The sequence below is a fragment of the Bacillus sp. FJAT-27986 genome, assembly GCF_001685035.1.
Classification (GTDB): domain Bacteria; phylum Bacillota; class Bacilli; order Bacillales; family Pradoshiaceae; genus Pradoshia.
The window spans coordinates 714,993-732,177 of record NZ_MAYV01000001.1; the positions used below are offsets into that span (position 1 = coordinate 714,993).

The window sequence follows — 17,185 nt, forward strand, 5'->3', positions numbered from 1 at the left end:
TTTCCTCTCACTTGAAATTTATAGACTATACGAACGAGGCATCAGATAACTTAGGCCTTCGTCATTGTTAGATTGGTTTTGCATACTTCCTTTAAAATGGCTAAAGCTAATAAAAGCTCATCTCGTGAAACAGTCAACGGAGGAAGCAAACGAATCACATGCGAGCCGGCTTGTAAGACAAATAATTGATGTTCAATTATTTGTTTAATATAGGGAGCTACTTCTTCCTTTAATTCAATCCCGATCATCAGACCCTCTCCCCTGATCTCTTTTATAACCGGGATATCCTCGGCTGCTATCTTCAGTTCACTAATAAACCACTCAGCTTTATCTCTGATTTCTGCTAAAAATTGAGGATTGCTTATTTGATTCAACACCACTTTGCTTGCCGCCAATGATACTGGATTTCCGCCAAAGGTAGAACCATGAACACCTTTGCCGAATGATTCTTTCAGCTCTTTTTTGGCTACCATCGCACCTATGGGCAGACCATTAGCAAGACCCTTAGCTGTGGTCACAATATCCGGTTTGATTCCCTTATACTTTAAATAAGCATAAGGATAGCCTGTTCTCCCATTTCCCGTTTGAACTTCATCAATAATCAGCAATATATTGTTCTCATTGCATAGTTGGTTAATACTCTTTAAAAAGCCCTCATCAATAAGAATAATCCCGCCTTCACCTTGAATGATCTCTACCATAATAGCCGCTACATCTTCATCTATAGCCTTATGGACTGCATCAATATCATTAAATGGAACATAAACAAAGCCTTCCAGTAATGGGCCAAATCCATCATGGATACTACTTTGTCCAGTAGCAGCCATTGCTCCAAATGTACGACCGTGAAAAGATTGTTGGAATGTAATGATTTTCGTTTTTCCAGTTGCTCTTCTGGCCAGCTTTAGTGCCGCTTCATTTGCTTCTGCACCGCTATTGCAAAAGAAAACACCATCCAATCCGGTAAGCTCGTTCAGCTTTAATGCCACTTCTTCCTGGATGGGAAGCTGAAACAAATTGGACGTATGCCAGAACAGTTCCATTTGTGCCTCGACAGATTTTTTGACTTCATCATTTTTATGCCCGAGATTAACCACACCAATACCGGATGTAAAATCAAGATATTTCTTTCCGCCCTCTGCTTCAATCCATGAGCCATCCGCTTTTATTGGTGTGATATCCCATTTTTTGTAGACCGGTAATAGCGCAGACATCACATCACCCTCTCCTCAGCTCCAAGGAATGTACCCTGCCATTTTTCATCAGCAAAGAATCTGGATACACCGCTTGTAATTAATATTGTTGACGCACCTTGCTTTTTAGCAGATAAAGCAGCCTGCACTTTTGGAATCATCCCACCATATATCGTTCCCTGATCAATCATTTGGGTGATTTCTGATTCTGTTATATGCTCAATGGTTTTTGTACCATTCCTTATTCCATTGACATCCGTTATAAAAATGCACATTTCAGCTCTTAGGGCTGCCGCAACAGCACCAGCAGCGGAATCTGCATTTACATTAAGCTTTCGTCCTTCTTTTGTCATGGAAATCGGGGTGAGTACGGGATAGACCCCATTCGATAACAGACTCTCTAAAAGATGGCTGTTTACCTTTTTAATCATTCCTACCTCACCAAGCTCTGCTTTATTAATATACTCCGCCTCTAATATGAATCCGTCCGACCCATTTATTCCGATTGTTTGAAACCCTTTTGATTGTAATTTATGCACAAGCTGCCTATTCGTCTTCCCAGCAAGGACAAGCTCTGCTATCTCAAGGACCTTGACAGATGTTTTTCTTAAACCCTTTTCAAACTGAACAGGGATCTCAAATTTAGCGAGCATATCATTTATATCTGGTCCGCCCCCATGGACGAATACAAAGGAATATCCTTTATCCTCCAGTTCCCTTAAACTATTGAAAAAATGATCGGTTAATTGATCTATAATGCTTCCCCCGCATTTGACAACAATTATCTTCATCCAAACATCTCCCCTTAAGTTCGATAGCTTGCATTAATTTTTACATAATCATACGTAAGGTCGCATCCCCATGCAGTTCCGGTGCCGAGTCCATCTGTCAATTCGATTCTGATTTGGACTTCATTGCCTAGTAAATAATCACGAGCTTTTTCCTCATCAAAAATAATGGGTGCACCAAAATGGAGAACCTCCACCGGTCCGAAAAAAATGCTTACCCGGTCCTGATTAAAAGGGATATTGCTTCTCCCCATCGCTCCGACAATCCTGCCCCAATTGGCATCGGCCCCATAAACAGCTGTTTTCACTAAATTTGATCCTATGACTGTTTTTGCAAGTGCTTGAGCCTCTTGGTCTGTTTCTGCTCCTTTTACAACCACTTCAACCAGCTTGGTGGCACCTTCACCATCACGCGCGATTTGTTTTGCCAACGATTCGGAAACCTCTTTTAATAAATATACAAAGCGATTCCACTCCGGATGCTTTTCAGAGAGCATTTGATTTTCTGCCATTCCATTTGCCATAACAACAACCATATCATTGGTTGAAGTATCTCCATCGACTGTAATTTGATTAAACGAAACATTTGTCACAGTTCTTAATGCTCTTTGCAAGGAACTCTGTTCCACATTTGCATCCGTTGTAATAAACCCAAGCATCGTTGCCATATTAGGATGAATCATGCCAGATCCCTTTGCCGCTCCTCCCATTGAAACGACAACCCCATCGATTATAGTTTGAAAAGCACAGCTCTTGGTCTTTGTATCCGTTGTCAGAATAGCCTCTTCAAAATGTTCAGCTCCCGCCTCCTGATCTGTCAGATGAATATTTTCAATTCCAGTGCATATCTTATCAATCTCTAAAAATTCACCAATCACTCCAGTAGAAGCAACCGCCACGTAGGACGGAGGTATGTGTAATTTATCCGCTACATGTGATCGCATACAATAGGCATCCTTCAATCCACGTTCTCCGGTACAAGCGTTAGCGCACGCACTATTTACTACGACTGCCTGCAGTTTTCCTTCTATTTTCAAACTTTCCTTAGTAACAAGGATTGGAGCTGCCTGGTAAGTGTTTAACGTATATACGGCTGCTGCATTCGCTGGAACAGTCGAATATAAAATAGCTAGATCATTACGCGCGTAGCGTAAGCCTGCATGGATTCCTTCTGCCTGATATCCTTTTGGTATAAGAATACCTCCTTTTACTGCCTTAATGTCCCCATTCATTAGCACCTTCATAGATTATCTCCACTCCCTTTGTTCCTTAAGGATAGACTGGATAAAAACGTAAACCTTCTGTTTCTTCAAGTCCCATCATAATATTTGCGTTGTGAATCGCTTGGCCTGCTGCTCCTTTGACGAGATTATCAATTACAGAAACGACGGTGACTCTTCCTGTCCTCTCATCCATTCTGAAACCTATATCGCAAAAATTGGAGCCATACACTTCCTTTGTCGATGAAAAGCTATTTTCACCCCTATAACGAATAAAGAATTCATTTTGGTAAGCTGTTAGAAAAGCATTATGAATATGTTCAGCTGTTACTTCAGGCTTTACCTTTGCATGCATCGTCACCATTATTCCACGTGTCATAGGAATGAGATGAGTAGTAAACATAATAGGCGCCAGCTCAGAGTCCCATTCTGATAATTGTTGCTCTATTTCAGGTATATGCTGATGTTGATGTACTTTATAGATTGATAGGTTATCATTTACATGGGCATAATGTTTCGAATCATTACTCTTTTTACCTGCTCCTGAAACACCTGATTTAGCATCAATAATAATGTCAGATGATTCAATTAATTCATTTGATAAAAGCGGAACCAATCCTAACAAAGTAGCTGTCGGGTAACAGCCAGGATTTGCGATTAAACGGCTCTCACGGATTGCTGCCCGATTCCATTCAGATAGTCCATACACACTATTTTGTAATAAATCGTTTGATGGCGGTGATCCTTTATACCACTTTTCATATAATTCTCCGCTTTTCAACCTATGATCTCCGGATAAATCTATAATTTTCAAGCCTTTCTTATACAGTTCCGGAACAAGTTCCTTTGATACGCCACTGGGCATTGCCAAAAATACAAGTTCACTTTGTTTAGCAATTAGCCCTGGATCCACTTCACTTAAAACATGGGGAATCAGTCCAAAATGCTGTCTATTTTCATGATCAAGTCGATTACCTGCACTCGAAGATGAATATACAGCCGTTAAATGGAATGTTGGATGACTCGAAAGTAAACGTATTAATTCCATTCCACTATATCCTGTAGCCCCTACAACAGATACATTCATGTTTCCACCCCATCCATTGATTGTATATTCTGTAATATCTATCTATTATAGTATGTATATTTATAAAATCAAATGTATTTTTATTTATTTTCAGAAAAATAGTCATCTGCCTAATGTATATAGTTCAAAATATATAACTTCATCATCATTAAACTATGTCAAAGGTAGTATTATGACCTTGATTACTTTTCCATAAATTTTTCAAACAATTACCCCTTACCTTTCATTTTATAGTCTACAAATGCTGTTATTCACTGCCAGACAGGTTAAATAATGACCTAATTATTTATTCGTCGCTTTAAAAGCTATTCATTTAACAAAAAAATAAAAACTCCATTTTGAAAAAAGATTCAAAATGGAGTTTCCTTTATACATAGTTATATAAAAAGATTGTCTTTTACTACTATATCCTCATTACCGTGTACTCTATATATTGCTGCATCTTTGGGCACTACTCTAGGAAGAAACTAAAAACCACCCCTGCCTGCAAAATAAAGGGTGGTTTATCATAGTACTTTTTAATTTTTATGAAACATTAAGGATTTGGCGTTTTCTCAATATTGACCTTATTGTTCTTTTTAACTTCATCATCATCTTCTATTATATCTTTTGTAGCATTTTTAAACTCTTTTAATGTTTTCCCAAATGCCCTTCCTATTTCAGGAAGCTTTGATGGCCCAAATATCATTAATGCGAGAACTAATATAAGAATAAGCCCAGGTACTCCAATATTTGAAAACATATTATTCTCTCCCATCTCAATCTATCTCTACTAAACATTAGCATGTTCACATAGCTATCCTACCATTCTCTTCATTGAAAAACAAATAATGGAATTTCCTTATTATTAGTTTGCCAGGTATACTTTTCCCTAAGGGTATGGCACTATTTTTAATTTTGTAATAAGTTGCGTCTATGCGGAATAGACTGTCTTTATTTTTGCTATTATTAAAGAAATAAAGATGAGAGAGGGGATTAGCTTGATCAGCGGAACAATCGAGTCAATACGTGTAGGAAAACCTGCATCTCTGCATTATAAGAGTAAAATTGTACAATCTGCTATCTATAAAGATGAAGTCCACCATCCCATACATGTTTCAAAGACCAACTTAGAAGGTGATAAACAAAGTGACCTTAATCATCACGGAGGTCCTGATAAAGCAATATGTGTATATCCCTCAGAACATTACCCTTACTGGTCAGAGAAAATCGGACAATTATTTAAAGCAGGGGATTTTGGAGAAAATTTAACTATATTTGGATTAACGGAGGATAAGGTTAGGATTGGCGACATTCTTAAGGCAGATGGCTGCCTATTTCAAGTTACCCAACCACGGGAACCCTGTTATAAAATTGCCGCTCGGCATAATATAGACCAATTACCTTTTTGGATTAGAGCAAGTGGCTATTCGGGCTATTATTTACGAGTTTTGGAGGAGGGTATCCTTACTAAAGGTTCTGTCATTGAAATTATCGATCGAGCCCCACAGAGCATTACGATTGCATATGCCAATCAAATTATGCATCATGACTCCAGCAATAGAGAGGCCATCCAAAGTATCCTTTCCGTCGATGCTTTATCAGAAAGCTGGAAAGAGAAATTTAGTAGGGTCTTAGCTTCGGCTAAATAATATACATCTTTTATGGAGACTGGCCGTCACATTCATATGCCCAGTCTCTAATTCTTCATTTTATAGATAAACTGCAAATATGAAATCACTTCCCAAAATGATATGTGCTACTACCTACTACTTATTTAATTGAAGTTTTCTTTCTAAACGAATCATGTCCCGGCATAACATACCATTTTCATAGATTGGCTCAGGATAATTCCTACTAAAATAATCATGATCGATACCCATAATTCTAAAACCAACCTTTTGATAGAGTGCAAGTTGATAGATACTGGAATTTCCAGTACCTATTTCTGCGATGCGATACCCTTTGGCAGCTGAAAACGAACAAGCATACTCAATCAGTGCCTTCGCATATCCTCTGCCCCGCCATTTTTCATCTACGGATAGATTCATAATTTCTACTCGTTCCGTTGTTTTTGGAGTTACAATAATAATTCCTGCTATATCATCATCACTAAGAAGTTCAAAGGTATAGCCTGTATCGCTATATTTTTCGATTTGCTGTCTTGAAGGATCTGCCTCCATTAACAACCGCCAGTGTTTTTCGGTAATTTCCGTACATATGCGAATATTCCCTATCACTCTTCTCTATCCCTTCTTCTATCCTTCTCTTCTGTGCATGGTTTTAGGATTCATAAATACCTATATTAACTGTAAACCATCTATCTATAATCTTCCTATATTCTTGATCAGTTCACCAAATCTTTTTTCTAATATGTAAAAAGGCGATTCATTGCTATATAGCTGATCGCCTTTTTACAGGAATTAAATGCTTTCCTCCTCATCATGATAAGCAATCAGAATAATATCTTGGCCTAATTGCTCGCTGAGTTTTTCCTGGTACTCATTTAATTGCCTTACCTGTTCTTCATTTAATTGGACTAGGTCATATTCACGCATGTTTGTTATGCCTCCTATCAAGAATAATAGCGGAAGAGATTCTCACTCTTTCACTTTTATCCTTCCCATAAACCCTAATTCATTTCATGATACTTAACATACAAACTGCTGCTTAAACGATTCGACCGCTTGAAGTGGATAATCACTTAAAGCAATAGCAGAAACAACAGCCACTCCATCTGCACCAGGTATTTCCTATACTAAAAAAGGGTCTCGCATCAACAAAGTGATGTTATCGCTCCCTACGTCAGTATTAACTGTACAGGTTCAAAGGGTCAGGTTTTAACCTTCTCAACTCGCAATTTGAGTCCCCCCGCAATCAACTATTTAATTGGAAACAAAAAAGCTCTTCTATACATCTTAAAAGAGCTTTTCGCACATATCGAGTAGACTTATGTACTTCATGCTCCCTGCGCCAGTATTAACTGACAGGTTCAAAGGGTCAGGTTTTAACCTTCTCAACTCGTAACAAGAGTCCCCCTGCAAATAATTTGATTATTTTAACTTTATCAGAAATAAAAACCAATTCCAATAGGACCAACCGATTCTATTAACCCAGTTGATATTTGAATATCTTAAAGATATTTTTTTTCATAAAAAAGAGAGCCTTAAACACAGCTCTCCAAATATATTCAATCTTTATTATTGTATACCCAAGGCAATTTTCGCATAACGTGACATACGATCCTTTGTCCATGCCGGTGTCCAAACAATGTCTACTTCTACGTTTTTCACTTCAGGCAATTCCTTTAATGCATAACGTACTTGATCGACAATGGTACCTGCCAATGGACAGCCCATCGCGGTTAAGGTCATCGTTACTGTCACATCGCCTTCGTCGGTCATATCGACATTATAGACTAGGCCTAGGTTTACTATATCAATTCCCAATTCAGGGTCCAAAACTTCTTCCAATGCACTCATAAGGCTATCTTTCATATCTTGATCCATGTTAAATCTCCTTCCTCAACGTTCTTGTTTCAATCCTACCAAATTTCACTTAATCTGACCATTCTTAATCCTTATACAAGATTCTCTTCTATCCAGTTAACGGCCTGCAGTAATCCACTTCTAGTAACAGCATGACCGGCCGTCTTATCAGATATGTAAGTAATTCTGCCAGAATCTACTTTTTCCTGGAGGTTTTCAACAAACGCACGGCCACCTGCAATCGGTACAATAGGATCCTTTTCCCCATGCCAGAAGAAAAGAGGGCGATTATTTAGTTTATCGGGCTGCAAGGATAAATCAAGTTCTTCAAGAGTACTGAATACTTTCAATTTCTCTTCCTCCGTAAACCCTAAATCAATCCCCTGTTTTTCAAATTCCTCCACTTGATACTGCGCAAACTCTTTATATTCCGGGTTTCCCATCAGACTGACTCCCACACGAATCCAATCATATTGAGTTAGTGCGCCAAGTGTCGTGATTGCACCCATAGATGTACCGCCAAGACCAATACAATCATAAATCGCTAATCCATGCTCTGTAATATATTTTTTGATCATATGCAATTCTTTTATAGAGGAAATAACAATTTTCCAAAATGAACTCGATAAATCCTTCTTCATGTCCCGTTCCTCTCGTTCACCGTGCAAGTATGCTTCAGGCAAAAATACTCTAAACCCCTTTTCCGCCAGAAGATAAGCATAGTGCAGATTATGCTCTTTTGCACTGGTAAAACCGTGAAGAAAAATAAATCCGGGGAGAGGTACATTATTCATATCCTGCTTACCTACTATAAGCATTGGAATATGTTCAACATATACTTTCTCTACTTGTATCATTATTATTCCCCTTCTCTATATATTTTTTTACAAACCAAACGATACCATTAAACGGCTATACTTGTTATGATATATAAAATAGGAATCTAAATGGAATTAATTCAACTTATAATTTTAGAAGGAGAGCCATATGTCAGATAAACATTTAATTGTACTTGATCTAGATGGAACATTATTGAAAGATGATAAAACCATTTCTCCACGTACTAAAAAAGTATTGCAAACATTACAAAATAATGGTCATGAAGTGATGATTGCTACTGGGAGACCATACCGATCCAGTGAACCTTATTATCGTGAAATGCAATTTAAAACCCCGATTGTGAATTTTAATGGAGCTTTTATTCACCATCCCCTCCATACAGGCTGGGGCATGCATCATTCGCCGCTAGATATAAAAGTGGCAAAAGACATTGTGGAAGCTATGGACGATTATCGTTTACACAATATTATTGCCGAGGTAAAGGATGATGTGTATTTCCATTACCATGATGAAAAATTAATTGATATTTTGCATCACGGCAGCAGCAATATAACTACAGGTGATCTACGCCAATTTCTACAGGCTTCCCCTACTTCGATGCTTATTCATTCCGATGAAAATGATGTCGCCGGAATCAGGAAACACCTTTCGGATGTCCATGCTGAAGTCATTGATCACAGACGCTGGGCAGATCCATGGCATGTCATCGAAATCGTTAGAAATGGAATGAGCAAAGCAGTTGGTGTTGATTTGGTATCAAAAGATTTAGGAATTTCCAGAAAAAATATTATCGCATTTGGCGATGAAGATAATGATCTAGAAATGCTTGATTATGTAGGAACCGGCGTAGCCATGGGAAATGGTATTGAACAGCTGAAAAATGTTGCTAATCACATTACATTATCAAATGAGGAAGATGGAATTGCAGTCTTCCTTGAAGAGAAATTTAATATAAAATCTGCGTGACTAACATAATCTCCGTCTGGTTATGATAGATATGACTCTTCCTTTCGAGTCACACCTTGAATGCAGGAGGTACTTCCATGGGAAAAAGAAATAAATCAAAGCGCTTTGTTCAACAAGGTAAAACGGCTGTGTCTAAACATAGTGAGCGATTCCCATATCGTTTAACGATGGCTGAGGCTGAAGAGAATCAAGATTCTTCTACCTGTGGAGGACTGTAAATGCGCAATGAATTATTTAGTCGGGCTCAAAAAGCTGTGGAATTGGCACAGATAGAAAGCTCTAATCAACAGGAACTAATCACTAAAGCACGCAATGAGCTATCTTCTGCATTTGCGAATTCAACACTGGCTGAGCAGGCGCAACTCCATCAAATGCAAGATGTGCTTGACTCCCTAGAAAACAGCATTCAATAATAAAAAGAGAGGGCACCAAGGTACACTCCTTGCGCCCTCTCTTTATTTCACTTGCTTGCCAATTTTGAATGGGTATCATTTGCCTCTTTATGAATAGATTCATACAAATCAATGAACCTTTCCACTACTGCTCCCCAAGAATTTTGCCTAGCCTTCTCTACTCCTGCCCGCCTGACTTTTTCCATATCTTTGTTGAATAAAACTTCCTTAACCTTTTGTTCAACAGAATCGACATCATCGAAAGACAACAAATAGCCATTCTTGCCATCCTGAATCATTTTTTCAAAGGAGGGGATATTGTTCAGCAATGCTACCCTTCCCGCTGCCATCGCCTCTAATGAAGATAACCCAAAACCTTCATATTCGGAAGCGGATATAAAATAGGACGCCTTGGCCATTTCCTTGAGGAGTTCCTCTTCAGATAATGCCTCACAAATAGCCACATGATTTCCAATTTCATATTCATCGATAAGTTTCTCTAACTCTCCCTTTAAGTTATCATAATCCCTTCCCACAATGGATAGGTGCACATCTGGGAATTCTACCTTCAGCTTCTTAATCAAAAGCAGAAGCTTGTCTATTCGTTTGTTCTTCGAGAATCTTCCAACAAAGATAAACCGATTCGGGTACCCATTTTCCTCTGCAATCGTATGATAATGGTCAAAGTTTATTCCGCATTCAATCAAATCTAGCCTCTCAGGACAGATTGGTCGAAATGATTTATAATCATTTTCACTGACAGCGACAATCCATTTCATATTCTTCAAACTATACTTCGTTACAGTATGGAAGTGAAGCTTTTTATAAAGGTAAAACTTCTTCGTGTGAAAGAACCCGCCATGTGTAGAGAGAATCATCGTTTTTTTATGAAATGGTTTTAATCCAGCTAAGTAATCGAGCAGGAAATCAACCCCATGGATATGAATTAAATCAAATTCAGAGATATAGTTGACAGCAGATAACGCAATCGGATATCTCCGCGAACCGAAATAAGGAATTCTCTTGATTTTAATCCCATTTATAATGGCAGAATCGGAAAATTTTTCACCATTTGAAAAATCTGCATTTAACGTTAATACTTCCGAATAAATCCCTCTTTCTTTTAGGTGGACGGCCAAGTTTTCCACATAATTTTCCATACCTCCAATAACTGGTTTGTATTGTCTGATGACATGGAGAACTCTCATGATGATTCACATCCTCTCATATATTCATTAAATTTCCTGCAATAATATGGACTGTTCTTTTATTTCCATCCATGCCCTATAGGCCAGACTATCGTCTATTTCAACATGTGAGAAGGTCAGTATTTCCCCTTCTTCTACAGGTTTTATAATCCTTACCGAATCTAAGAGTCCAATTGGTATATGGTTAGGCTCATCTTCAATCTTTAACGCTTTCCCTCTCACTTCAAAACTTCCAATGCCTCTATTGATGACAGTTCCAATATTCAGCTTCTTCTTAGCAATCGATCCCATGCTATAGGATGGAAAACAGCTATTATTTAATAATACTTCTTTCTTTTCAAAAACCCTTCTTATTGTTTTGACCACTTCAAGATGGCATAAATGAAAAGGCTGGATAATCGTATAATAAGGACCATCCCCTAGCTTCATATATTGAAGTGCATTACGCTGCCCCTGCATATCCAAATGCTTAGCCGTAATAAATACCCCAGCAGGAGCCTTTGACGACAGAACATAATCGCTGATTGGATATCCTAATTGATCGGCTTCTAATGCGAGTGCATTAGCCCCCTCCTGTAAATCTTCCGCGCTTATTCCCATTATCCCTGATGGCAAAAACTTTGTATTAAGCCCATTTGCCACAAGTGTTTGTTCAAACTCCACTTTCGTTCCATCAGTAAACGAGGTAACCATCTCTAAGCTGATTTTATTTCTATTCGACCAATAAAGCATATCCTTGGGTGAAGGATTAGGATTTAAAAATCCTTTTATATTGCCAAAAACCATTGGTTCAAATCCCATCTGAAGAACATTTTCTCTTAAAGCCGCCAAACAACCAGGCTGGTCTCCTTCTGCTTCTGTAATGTAACCTCGTTTGGCAAAATAGGAGCCTGTTGTAACTTGCAGCTCCGTATTCATTGTCACGACAGGAATTCCTGCTTCCATCACCTTAGCAATCATATCGGTGCCAAACAAAACATCCCCTGTACACTCAACAATTACATCTGAATGCTCAATCACCTCATCGACTGAATGGGTCAGTAAATCAGGATATCGGTAATCTCCTCGAGTATCTACCCTACTTCTTGTTAATACCTTTGTCACTTCTATATCATTAAATAAATGTAGTGCATTTACTAAACCTTTCCCAATAAACCCGCTTCCGATAATGCCCACTCTTTGTTTCATCATCTATCCAATTCTCCCCCCGGTATGGTATTAAGTCTTCTCTTTTCTTTTCTTATGAGAAGGAAATAGCTTGCAATTAAAGCAGCATGAAACCACACGAATCCCATTCTAAATCCATTATTGAAATTGAAATCAACTAAGATAAAAATACTAGCTGCTAAAAAGCCAAGAGGTATGAAATTAGATTTATGATAAACAGACAGAATCATCCAGGCGGCCCTTCCAAGAATCAGCAGGAAAATAATCAGACCAATGATACCCGTATCAAACAATACGGTTAAAAAAATATTGGCATTCCCTTTCCCAGCGTTTAATTCCCCTCCATAAATATACTCCTGCCTAATATCATCTCTCATTGATAATTCCGACATTCCGCCGCTGCCATTGCCGACTAGCGGATGCTTCGGGATATAATCAAGCATCAGCTGGATTGATGCAAACCGGCTGTCTGCTGCTCCCTGGTCGGTTTCAAGACTTGTGCTTGGATTGAAGCGATCATATACCTTCATGAAAATGTCCTGGTTTATGATGAAGAGTACCATCGCCCCCACAATCATAATAATGGCTGAACTCGCAAGCAGTTTAATCGCTCTCATATTTTTTGTGATAATTAAAATAAAGAGTATTGCTACAATTAAGGATAGAATGCTTGCTCTGGCCATACTGATAAATACACCTACAAAACACATAAACATGCCAATCAAAATAAAGAGCTGTGAAAATAAACGGGAATCCTTTCTTAAATACATCACGACAAACCAGACAGCGGAATATCCGGCAAATAAGCCATACCAGTCAGGTTCATGGGCAAATGATGAAGGTCTAGGAATTCCTATCTCTTCATAATGGCTGAGCCCAAATTCAAATCCAAAAAAGAATCCAATCCATTGCAGGATTCCGACAAAAGTTACAATAACACCCGAAATAATGGTGTATTTCAAAATCTTGTCAAAGTAAGAAAGTCCTTTACTATAGATGCATTGCACAGAAATAAAATAGAATAGGTTCAAAAATAGTTGCCCAACGACAGATTCCCAGAAATCCCCCACACTGATTAAATGGCCAATACTAAAAAAATAGCTGAAGACCCATAAATTAATCAGGATAAATAAGGGGGCATGTACAATTTCCCGTCTAGAGAGCAAATATTCAATCGCAAACTTTAAAAATAATGCTAGAAACAATATTTGAAAGATCCGTATATATGATCCCTGAAAGGTAATAAACGATCGGTCAATAAAAATGGACAGGGCAATGAAGGTGAAAATTCTCTCAACTGATAATGGAAAGAAAAAAATGACCGCTATAATCAATATGATGATAGGTAAATAGACAAGCGGTAAGGCAGCAAAGACTCCAACGACCATCGCAAGAATGACCGCCATTGCTATTTGAATAAACTGCCGATTATTGGTGTTCATGAGCAAGCTGTTCACCGATCCCCCTCCTTTTAGGAACTCCACCGTTATGATTTCCAATGACTATTCTAAGTAATGGGCCGTACTATTTCTTAATCTTGGATTAGTACCAATGAAGTCCATATTTTCTTGACTGACTGTTGCTGTAGCTTCTGCTATCTGTAAATAATATTTCTGCGTCGGCAATTTTTGGTCATCTTCATATGTATTTTGATTGAGGTTGCCATTTCCAACATGAGAGAGAACGACTGCAGATCGGTTCTTCAGTTCCTCGGATTTTTTTCCATTATTTTTTAAATAATTCCCTTCAAGGAGAAAATCCTCCTGGCTATACATTTCAATCCCAGCCAGCCCATTTTCACTTATTTGATTTTTTCTTACTTCAAGACCAGAGCTCATTACGTTTAAATTTGCAATGAAGAGTCCCGTCGACTGGTTATGGCTGATTTCGTTATCAGAAATGCTGATTCCGTGCGCCTTATAACCTTGGATGTGGATTCCTTCCTTACGCCCATCAGCAATCCGATTACCCTGAACAGTAATGTCATTGAATTGCCTGATTCCATCTGGAAAATCTCCTGTCTGCTTTCCAATCTTGGATGCTTGAATGAATAAACCTTTCCCTCTGCTGGCGATGATTTCATTATTTTCAATGATTGTATTGTCCATTCCTGTCACGTAAATAGCATTGGCATCACCAGTGTTATATGTTTGCTCAACCCTATTATTCAAAACTTTGACATTTACGGACTTATTCTTCCAGCCTTCTACAAAGATGCCATCTCCACCGTATCCGCCTGTTTTTCCATAGCCTTTAATTGTATTGTTTTCAATTACCCCATCGCTGACTGTGCGAAAGGCAATCCCTGAATTCCGTGAGCCAGTTACTTCATTATTTCGAACAACAATATTTTCATGCTGCTCATGGCCGTCTTCAACAAGATGCCCGACTTCAATCCCAAAATCACCGGCATCATCGACCTTATTTCCCTCAATGGTGATATTATGACTGGACTTTCCTTCCTGATAACTGATGAATATACCATTTTGATGATCGGTGTGGTTGATGATATTATTCATGATTTGGACATTTTCCGTACTCTGCAACCCGATTATTCCATTTGAGCCCCCATCAATGATTCTTGAATCTCTGACCTTTCCGTTTTTCGTATTAAAGAGCATGATAGAGGCACTAGGAGAACGAACAACTTCAACCTCGCTAATATCAAAGCCATCCACAAATTGCAAAACAACTGTATGAGAATATCCGTCATTAATTTGCTTTTCCCGTTTTTCCTTCTCCCCATTAAATGTTAAAGCACTGATTTTAATATTTTGAGCATTCGATTCTGATACGAGAATAGAAGAATCATCCGGTGTACCTTTACTCTTTTCTAGATTTAGCTTAAGAATGGTTTTTCCTATCCCTGCACCTTTTAAGTGGACATTTGACTTTAAAATAATTTTTGTATCGACTTCGTAAACGCCTTTAGGCACGTTAACAATCCCTCCCCCATTGGCACTCACCTGGTCGATCTCCTCTTGAAGGTCGATTGACTTGGCCACCTCATCAACTGATGATTCTGGCAATCCATCTGTCTTATCAGGGGGCTTGATTTGGACAGCTAGAAAAAAAAGAGCACTCATAACAATCAAGATAACTAACCAAAATTTCGTATCCTTCAATAGTGAAGTCAAACGAACTTGTATAAGTATGGGCATCATTTAGTCTACTCCCTTTTAGTGGATTGCCATTTAATAAATTCAGTCAAATCTTTGTATTCTTAAATTATTGATTTCGTCTTAGTGACTTCCTTATTTAGCAATTCTTCCGGTGTAATGGCACCGCATAAATTTTCCTTAAGCCATTCTTCACTTCTTTGGTATAATCGTAACTCTAGCAACTGTTCAATCGTATTGGCATCAAAGCGATATTTTAATACTTTTGCAGGTATTCCTCCCACTATGGAATAAGGTGGAACATCCTTTGTAATGACAGAACCTGCGGCACAAATCGCTCCTTCACCTATCTCGATATCATTCATAATAAAGACATTTGCCCCAATCCAGACGTTATCTCTAATATTCACTTTCTTAAATTCCACATGGTAATCCCGATCTACCCAATTGATATTATTAACCACCTTTGAGGTGGAATAAAAAATGGGAGATGTCGATATGAAGTCAGTCGGATGACTGCCGAGACCGATTTTACTGTCTGGACCTATCGAACAAAAGGAACCTATATTGGCATGCATGATACTACAGTTAGCAGAAAAATAGGTGTAATCACCAATAGTTGTCTTCGAAATACTTGTGTATAAATTTATTGCGCAATTTTTTCCGACCTTTGTTGTTGCCGGATCTATTTCAACATAAGGACCAATAAATACTGACTTATTATTCTTCTTAAATATATAGACTCTCAATCCCCTTTTCAGCGAATGGGGGATCAGACCATATAAAAATTTGATAATGAGCTCCTCCTTTATTTATTACATAAAAGGATATTCACGTTTTCCGCTTGCTGACGCAGCAAAATCGGAGAATGCTTTTTGGATGGCAAACGCAACCTTTTTAAATTGTTTGCCCCTTAAAATATACCAACAGTATTTAACAAAATTTTTGCCGATAAAGAACATTAAAAATAGAAGAAAATTTAACTTGTTGGCATAAATGGACATAAACAGCAAATTATTTCTTGTTCCGTAATAATTGGAGAGAGGTGAACGATAGCCGGTAGTTGCTGAGATTTTGTGAAAAACAAGTGAATCAGGGACATATCGTAATTTATATCCAGCCTTTCTTATTTCAAGACTATAGGCTGCATCCTCATAATAAAGAAAATAATCTTCATTCAAGTACCCAACTTTATCAAGAATGTCCACCGGAAATAAAAACACACAACCAGTTAGAAAATTCTCATCACTAGCTATTTTTCCATTCCTCTCCAATGTTTTATGCAGTACTCGTCCTGTTAACCACTTTATATCTCCGCCCCCATACCATGTTTTATTGCGTTTACTGTGGTAATTGATATGGGAACAACAAGCACCAACTTCTTTATCCTTCTCACATTCAGCTACAAGCGGTTCAAGAAAATAGGGATCAACTTCTGTATCATTGTTTAGTAAGAGAAAGTAGTCAATATCAGCAATATGGCTAAGCGCATAGTGAATCCCTTTGTTATTCCCAGCGGCGAATCCGTGATTCCCACCCAGTTCAAGAAAATGGAACCTGGACTCTTCTATAAATTCTTTTAAACTAGCATTCTCTTTTGAAGCATTATCTACGACAACTACTTCATGATTGGCATATGTTATATTGTTCAGTGATTTCAAACAAGCAATCGTATCTTGCGTACCATTAAAATTCACAATTATCGTACAAACCTTTGGCTTCATACGCACCATATTCC

The 17,185-nt window shown here is 38.1% G+C and carries 19 protein-coding genes and 2 riboswitches; of the genes, 4 read left to right on the plus strand and 15 right to left on the minus strand.

The genetic code is table 11. The features are described 5' to 3' along the window. Positions 1-50 precede the first annotated feature (50 nt). The 5 genes from A8L44_RS03390 to A8L44_RS03410 all read right to left on the minus strand — a co-directional run bounded on the left by A8L44_RS03390 (position 51) and on the right by A8L44_RS03410 (position 5,030). The gene (locus A8L44_RS03390) at positions 51-1,214 is read right to left on the minus strand and encodes an acetylornithine transaminase (protein WP_066101497.1); all 1,164 of its coding nucleotides are present in this window, start codon (positions 1,212-1,214) and stop codon (positions 51-53) included. After that, the gene (gene argB, locus A8L44_RS03395; RefSeq protein ID WP_066101500.1) at positions 1,214-1,984 is read right to left on the minus strand and encodes an acetylglutamate kinase; all 771 of its coding nucleotides are present in this window, start codon (positions 1,982-1,984) and stop codon (positions 1,214-1,216) included. The genes A8L44_RS03390 and argB overlap by 1 nt, the downstream gene beginning before the upstream one ends. Before the next feature lie 14 nt (positions 1,985-1,998). Continuing rightward, positions 1,999-3,225, minus strand: coding sequence for a bifunctional ornithine acetyltransferase/N-acetylglutamate synthase (gene argJ, locus A8L44_RS03400; protein WP_066101503.1), 1,227 nt, complete (start codon positions 3,223-3,225; stop codon positions 1,999-2,001). A gap of 25 nt (positions 3,226-3,250) precedes the next feature. Then, on the minus strand, positions 3,251-4,288 hold the full coding sequence (argC, locus tag A8L44_RS03405; protein ID WP_066101507.1) for an N-acetyl-gamma-glutamyl-phosphate reductase: 1,038 nt from the start codon (positions 4,286-4,288) through the stop codon (positions 3,251-3,253). A 535-nt stretch (positions 4,289-4,823) separates the two neighbouring features. Further along, positions 4,824-5,030 (minus strand): twin-arginine translocase TatA/TatE family subunit, encoded by a 207-nt coding sequence (locus A8L44_RS03410; protein ID WP_066101510.1) that lies wholly within the window; start codon positions 5,028-5,030, stop codon positions 4,824-4,826. 238 nt (positions 5,031-5,268) lie between these two features. Here A8L44_RS03410 and A8L44_RS03415 point away from each other — a divergent pair, with 238 nt between their 5' ends. After that, complete coding sequence (locus tag A8L44_RS03415) at positions 5,269-5,919, plus strand: MOSC domain-containing protein (RefSeq protein WP_225983662.1); 651 nt, start codon at positions 5,269-5,271, stop codon at positions 5,917-5,919. 117 nt (positions 5,920-6,036) lie between these two features. Here the strand turns inward: A8L44_RS03415 and A8L44_RS03420 are convergent, their stop codons facing one another. The 4 genes from A8L44_RS03420 to A8L44_RS03430 all read right to left on the minus strand — a co-directional run bounded on the left by A8L44_RS03420 (position 6,037) and on the right by A8L44_RS03430 (position 8,612). After that, positions 6,037-6,507 (minus strand): GNAT family N-acetyltransferase, encoded by a 471-nt coding sequence (locus A8L44_RS03420; protein WP_254654683.1) that lies wholly within the window; start codon positions 6,505-6,507, stop codon positions 6,037-6,039. A gap of 183 nt (positions 6,508-6,690) precedes the next feature. Further along, the gene (locus A8L44_RS19305) at positions 6,691-6,825 is read right to left on the minus strand and encodes a hypothetical protein (RefSeq protein ID WP_257468970.1); all 135 of its coding nucleotides are present in this window, start codon (positions 6,823-6,825) and stop codon (positions 6,691-6,693) included. Between the two features lie 222 nt (positions 6,826-7,047). Further along, positions 7,048-7,150, minus strand: a riboswitch (TPP riboswitch). A 65-nt stretch (positions 7,151-7,215) separates the two neighbouring features. Then, positions 7,216-7,317, minus strand: a riboswitch (TPP riboswitch). 150 nt (positions 7,318-7,467) lie between these two features. Then, positions 7,468-7,776, minus strand: a complete 309-nt coding sequence (locus A8L44_RS03425) for a metal-sulfur cluster assembly factor (RefSeq protein WP_066101520.1) — start codon at positions 7,774-7,776, stop codon at positions 7,468-7,470. A 71-nt stretch (positions 7,777-7,847) separates the two neighbouring features. After that, positions 7,848-8,612 (minus strand): prolyl oligopeptidase family serine peptidase, encoded by a 765-nt coding sequence (locus tag A8L44_RS03430; protein WP_066101523.1) that lies wholly within the window; start codon positions 8,610-8,612, stop codon positions 7,848-7,850. 130 nt (positions 8,613-8,742) lie between these two features. Between A8L44_RS03430 and A8L44_RS03435 the strand changes: the two genes are divergently transcribed. The 3 genes from A8L44_RS03435 to A8L44_RS03445 all read left to right on the plus strand — a co-directional run bounded on the left by A8L44_RS03435 (position 8,743) and on the right by A8L44_RS03445 (position 9,974). Further along, a complete protein-coding gene (locus A8L44_RS03435; RefSeq protein ID WP_066101526.1) occupies positions 8,743-9,561 on the plus strand; it encodes a Cof-type HAD-IIB family hydrolase in 819 nt (272 codons plus the stop codon). A gap of 77 nt (positions 9,562-9,638) precedes the next feature. Next, a complete protein-coding gene (locus A8L44_RS03440; RefSeq protein ID WP_066101530.1) occupies positions 9,639-9,779 on the plus strand; it encodes a competence protein in 141 nt (46 codons plus the stop codon). Further along, entirely contained in the window at positions 9,780-9,974 is a 195-nt protein-coding gene (locus tag A8L44_RS03445) for a DUF3813 domain-containing protein (RefSeq protein ID WP_066101532.1), read from the plus strand. 47 nt (positions 9,975-10,021) lie between these two features. Here the strand turns inward: A8L44_RS03445 and A8L44_RS03450 are convergent, their stop codons facing one another. The 6 genes from A8L44_RS03450 to A8L44_RS03475 all read right to left on the minus strand — a co-directional run bounded on the left by A8L44_RS03450 (position 10,022) and on the right by A8L44_RS03475 (position 17,180). Then, positions 10,022-11,161, minus strand: a complete 1,140-nt coding sequence (locus tag A8L44_RS03450; RefSeq protein WP_066101536.1) for a glycosyltransferase family 4 protein — start codon at positions 11,159-11,161, stop codon at positions 10,022-10,024. A 27-nt stretch (positions 11,162-11,188) separates the two neighbouring features. Then, positions 11,189-12,352, minus strand: coding sequence for an NAD(P)-dependent oxidoreductase (locus A8L44_RS03455; protein ID WP_066101538.1), 1,164 nt, complete (start codon positions 12,350-12,352; stop codon positions 11,189-11,191). Next, positions 12,349-13,785, minus strand: coding sequence for an O-antigen ligase family protein (locus tag A8L44_RS03460; RefSeq protein ID WP_066101539.1), 1,437 nt, complete (start codon positions 13,783-13,785; stop codon positions 12,349-12,351). The genes A8L44_RS03455 and A8L44_RS03460 overlap by 4 nt, the downstream gene beginning before the upstream one ends. A gap of 45 nt (positions 13,786-13,830) precedes the next feature. Next, complete coding sequence (locus A8L44_RS03465; protein WP_066101542.1) at positions 13,831-15,492, minus strand: right-handed parallel beta-helix repeat-containing protein; 1,662 nt, start codon at positions 15,490-15,492, stop codon at positions 13,831-13,833. Between the two features lie 59 nt (positions 15,493-15,551). Next, positions 15,552-16,196 (minus strand): CatB-related O-acetyltransferase, encoded by a 645-nt coding sequence (locus A8L44_RS03470; protein WP_066101544.1) that lies wholly within the window; start codon positions 16,194-16,196, stop codon positions 15,552-15,554. A 66-nt stretch (positions 16,197-16,262) separates the two neighbouring features. Further along, positions 16,263-17,180 carry a glycosyltransferase family 2 protein gene (locus A8L44_RS03475; protein ID WP_066101547.1) on the minus strand — a complete coding sequence of 306 codons (918 nt, stop codon included), beginning with the start codon at positions 17,178-17,180 and terminating at the stop codon, positions 16,263-16,265. Between the last annotated feature and the right edge of the window lie 5 nt (positions 17,181-17,185).

Bases quoted from the DNA above. Each gene is read 5' to 3' on its own strand.
- A8L44_RS03440 (WP_066101530.1), top strand. From the start codon at position 9,639: ATGGGAAAAAGAAATAAATCAAAGCGCTTTGTTCAACAAGGTAAAACG.
- A8L44_RS03475 (WP_066101547.1), bottom strand. From the start codon at position 17,180: ATGGTGCGTATGAAGCCAAAGGTTTGTACGATAATTGTGAATTTTAAT.
- argC (WP_066101507.1), bottom strand. From the start codon at position 4,288: ATGAATGTATCTGTTGTAGGGGCTACAGGATATAGTGGAATGGAATTA.
- A8L44_RS19305 (WP_257468970.1), bottom strand. From the start codon at position 6,825: ATGCGTGAATATGACCTAGTCCAATTAAATGAAGAACAGGTAAGGCAA.
- A8L44_RS03465 (WP_066101542.1), bottom strand. From the start codon at position 15,492: ATGATGCCCATACTTATACAAGTTCGTTTGACTTCACTATTGAAGGAT.
- A8L44_RS03390 (WP_066101497.1), bottom strand. From the start codon at position 1,214: ATGTCTGCGCTATTACCGGTCTACAAAAAATGGGATATCACACCAATA.
- A8L44_RS03455 (WP_066101538.1), bottom strand. From the start codon at position 12,352: ATGATGAAACAAAGAGTGGGCATTATCGGAAGCGGGTTTATTGGGAAA.
- A8L44_RS03430 (WP_066101523.1), bottom strand. From the start codon at position 8,612: ATGATACAAGTAGAGAAAGTATATGTTGAACATATTCCAATGCTTATA.
- argB (WP_066101500.1), bottom strand. From the start codon at position 1,984: ATGAAGATAATTGTTGTCAAATGCGGGGGAAGCATTATAGATCAATTA.
- A8L44_RS03445 (WP_066101532.1), top strand. From the start codon at position 9,780: ATGCGCAATGAATTATTTAGTCGGGCTCAAAAAGCTGTGGAATTGGCA.
- A8L44_RS03450 (WP_066101536.1), bottom strand. From the start codon at position 11,161: ATGAGAGTTCTCCATGTCATCAGACAATACAAACCAGTTATTGGAGGT.
- A8L44_RS03435 (WP_066101526.1), top strand. From the start codon at position 8,743: ATGTCAGATAAACATTTAATTGTACTTGATCTAGATGGAACATTATTG.
- argJ (WP_066101503.1), bottom strand. From the start codon at position 3,225: ATGAAGGTGCTAATGAATGGGGACATTAAGGCAGTAAAAGGAGGTATT.
- A8L44_RS03425 (WP_066101520.1), bottom strand. From the start codon at position 7,776: ATGGATCAAGATATGAAAGATAGCCTTATGAGTGCATTGGAAGAAGTT.
- A8L44_RS03410 (WP_066101510.1), bottom strand. From the start codon at position 5,030: ATGTTTTCAAATATTGGAGTACCTGGGCTTATTCTTATATTAGTTCTC.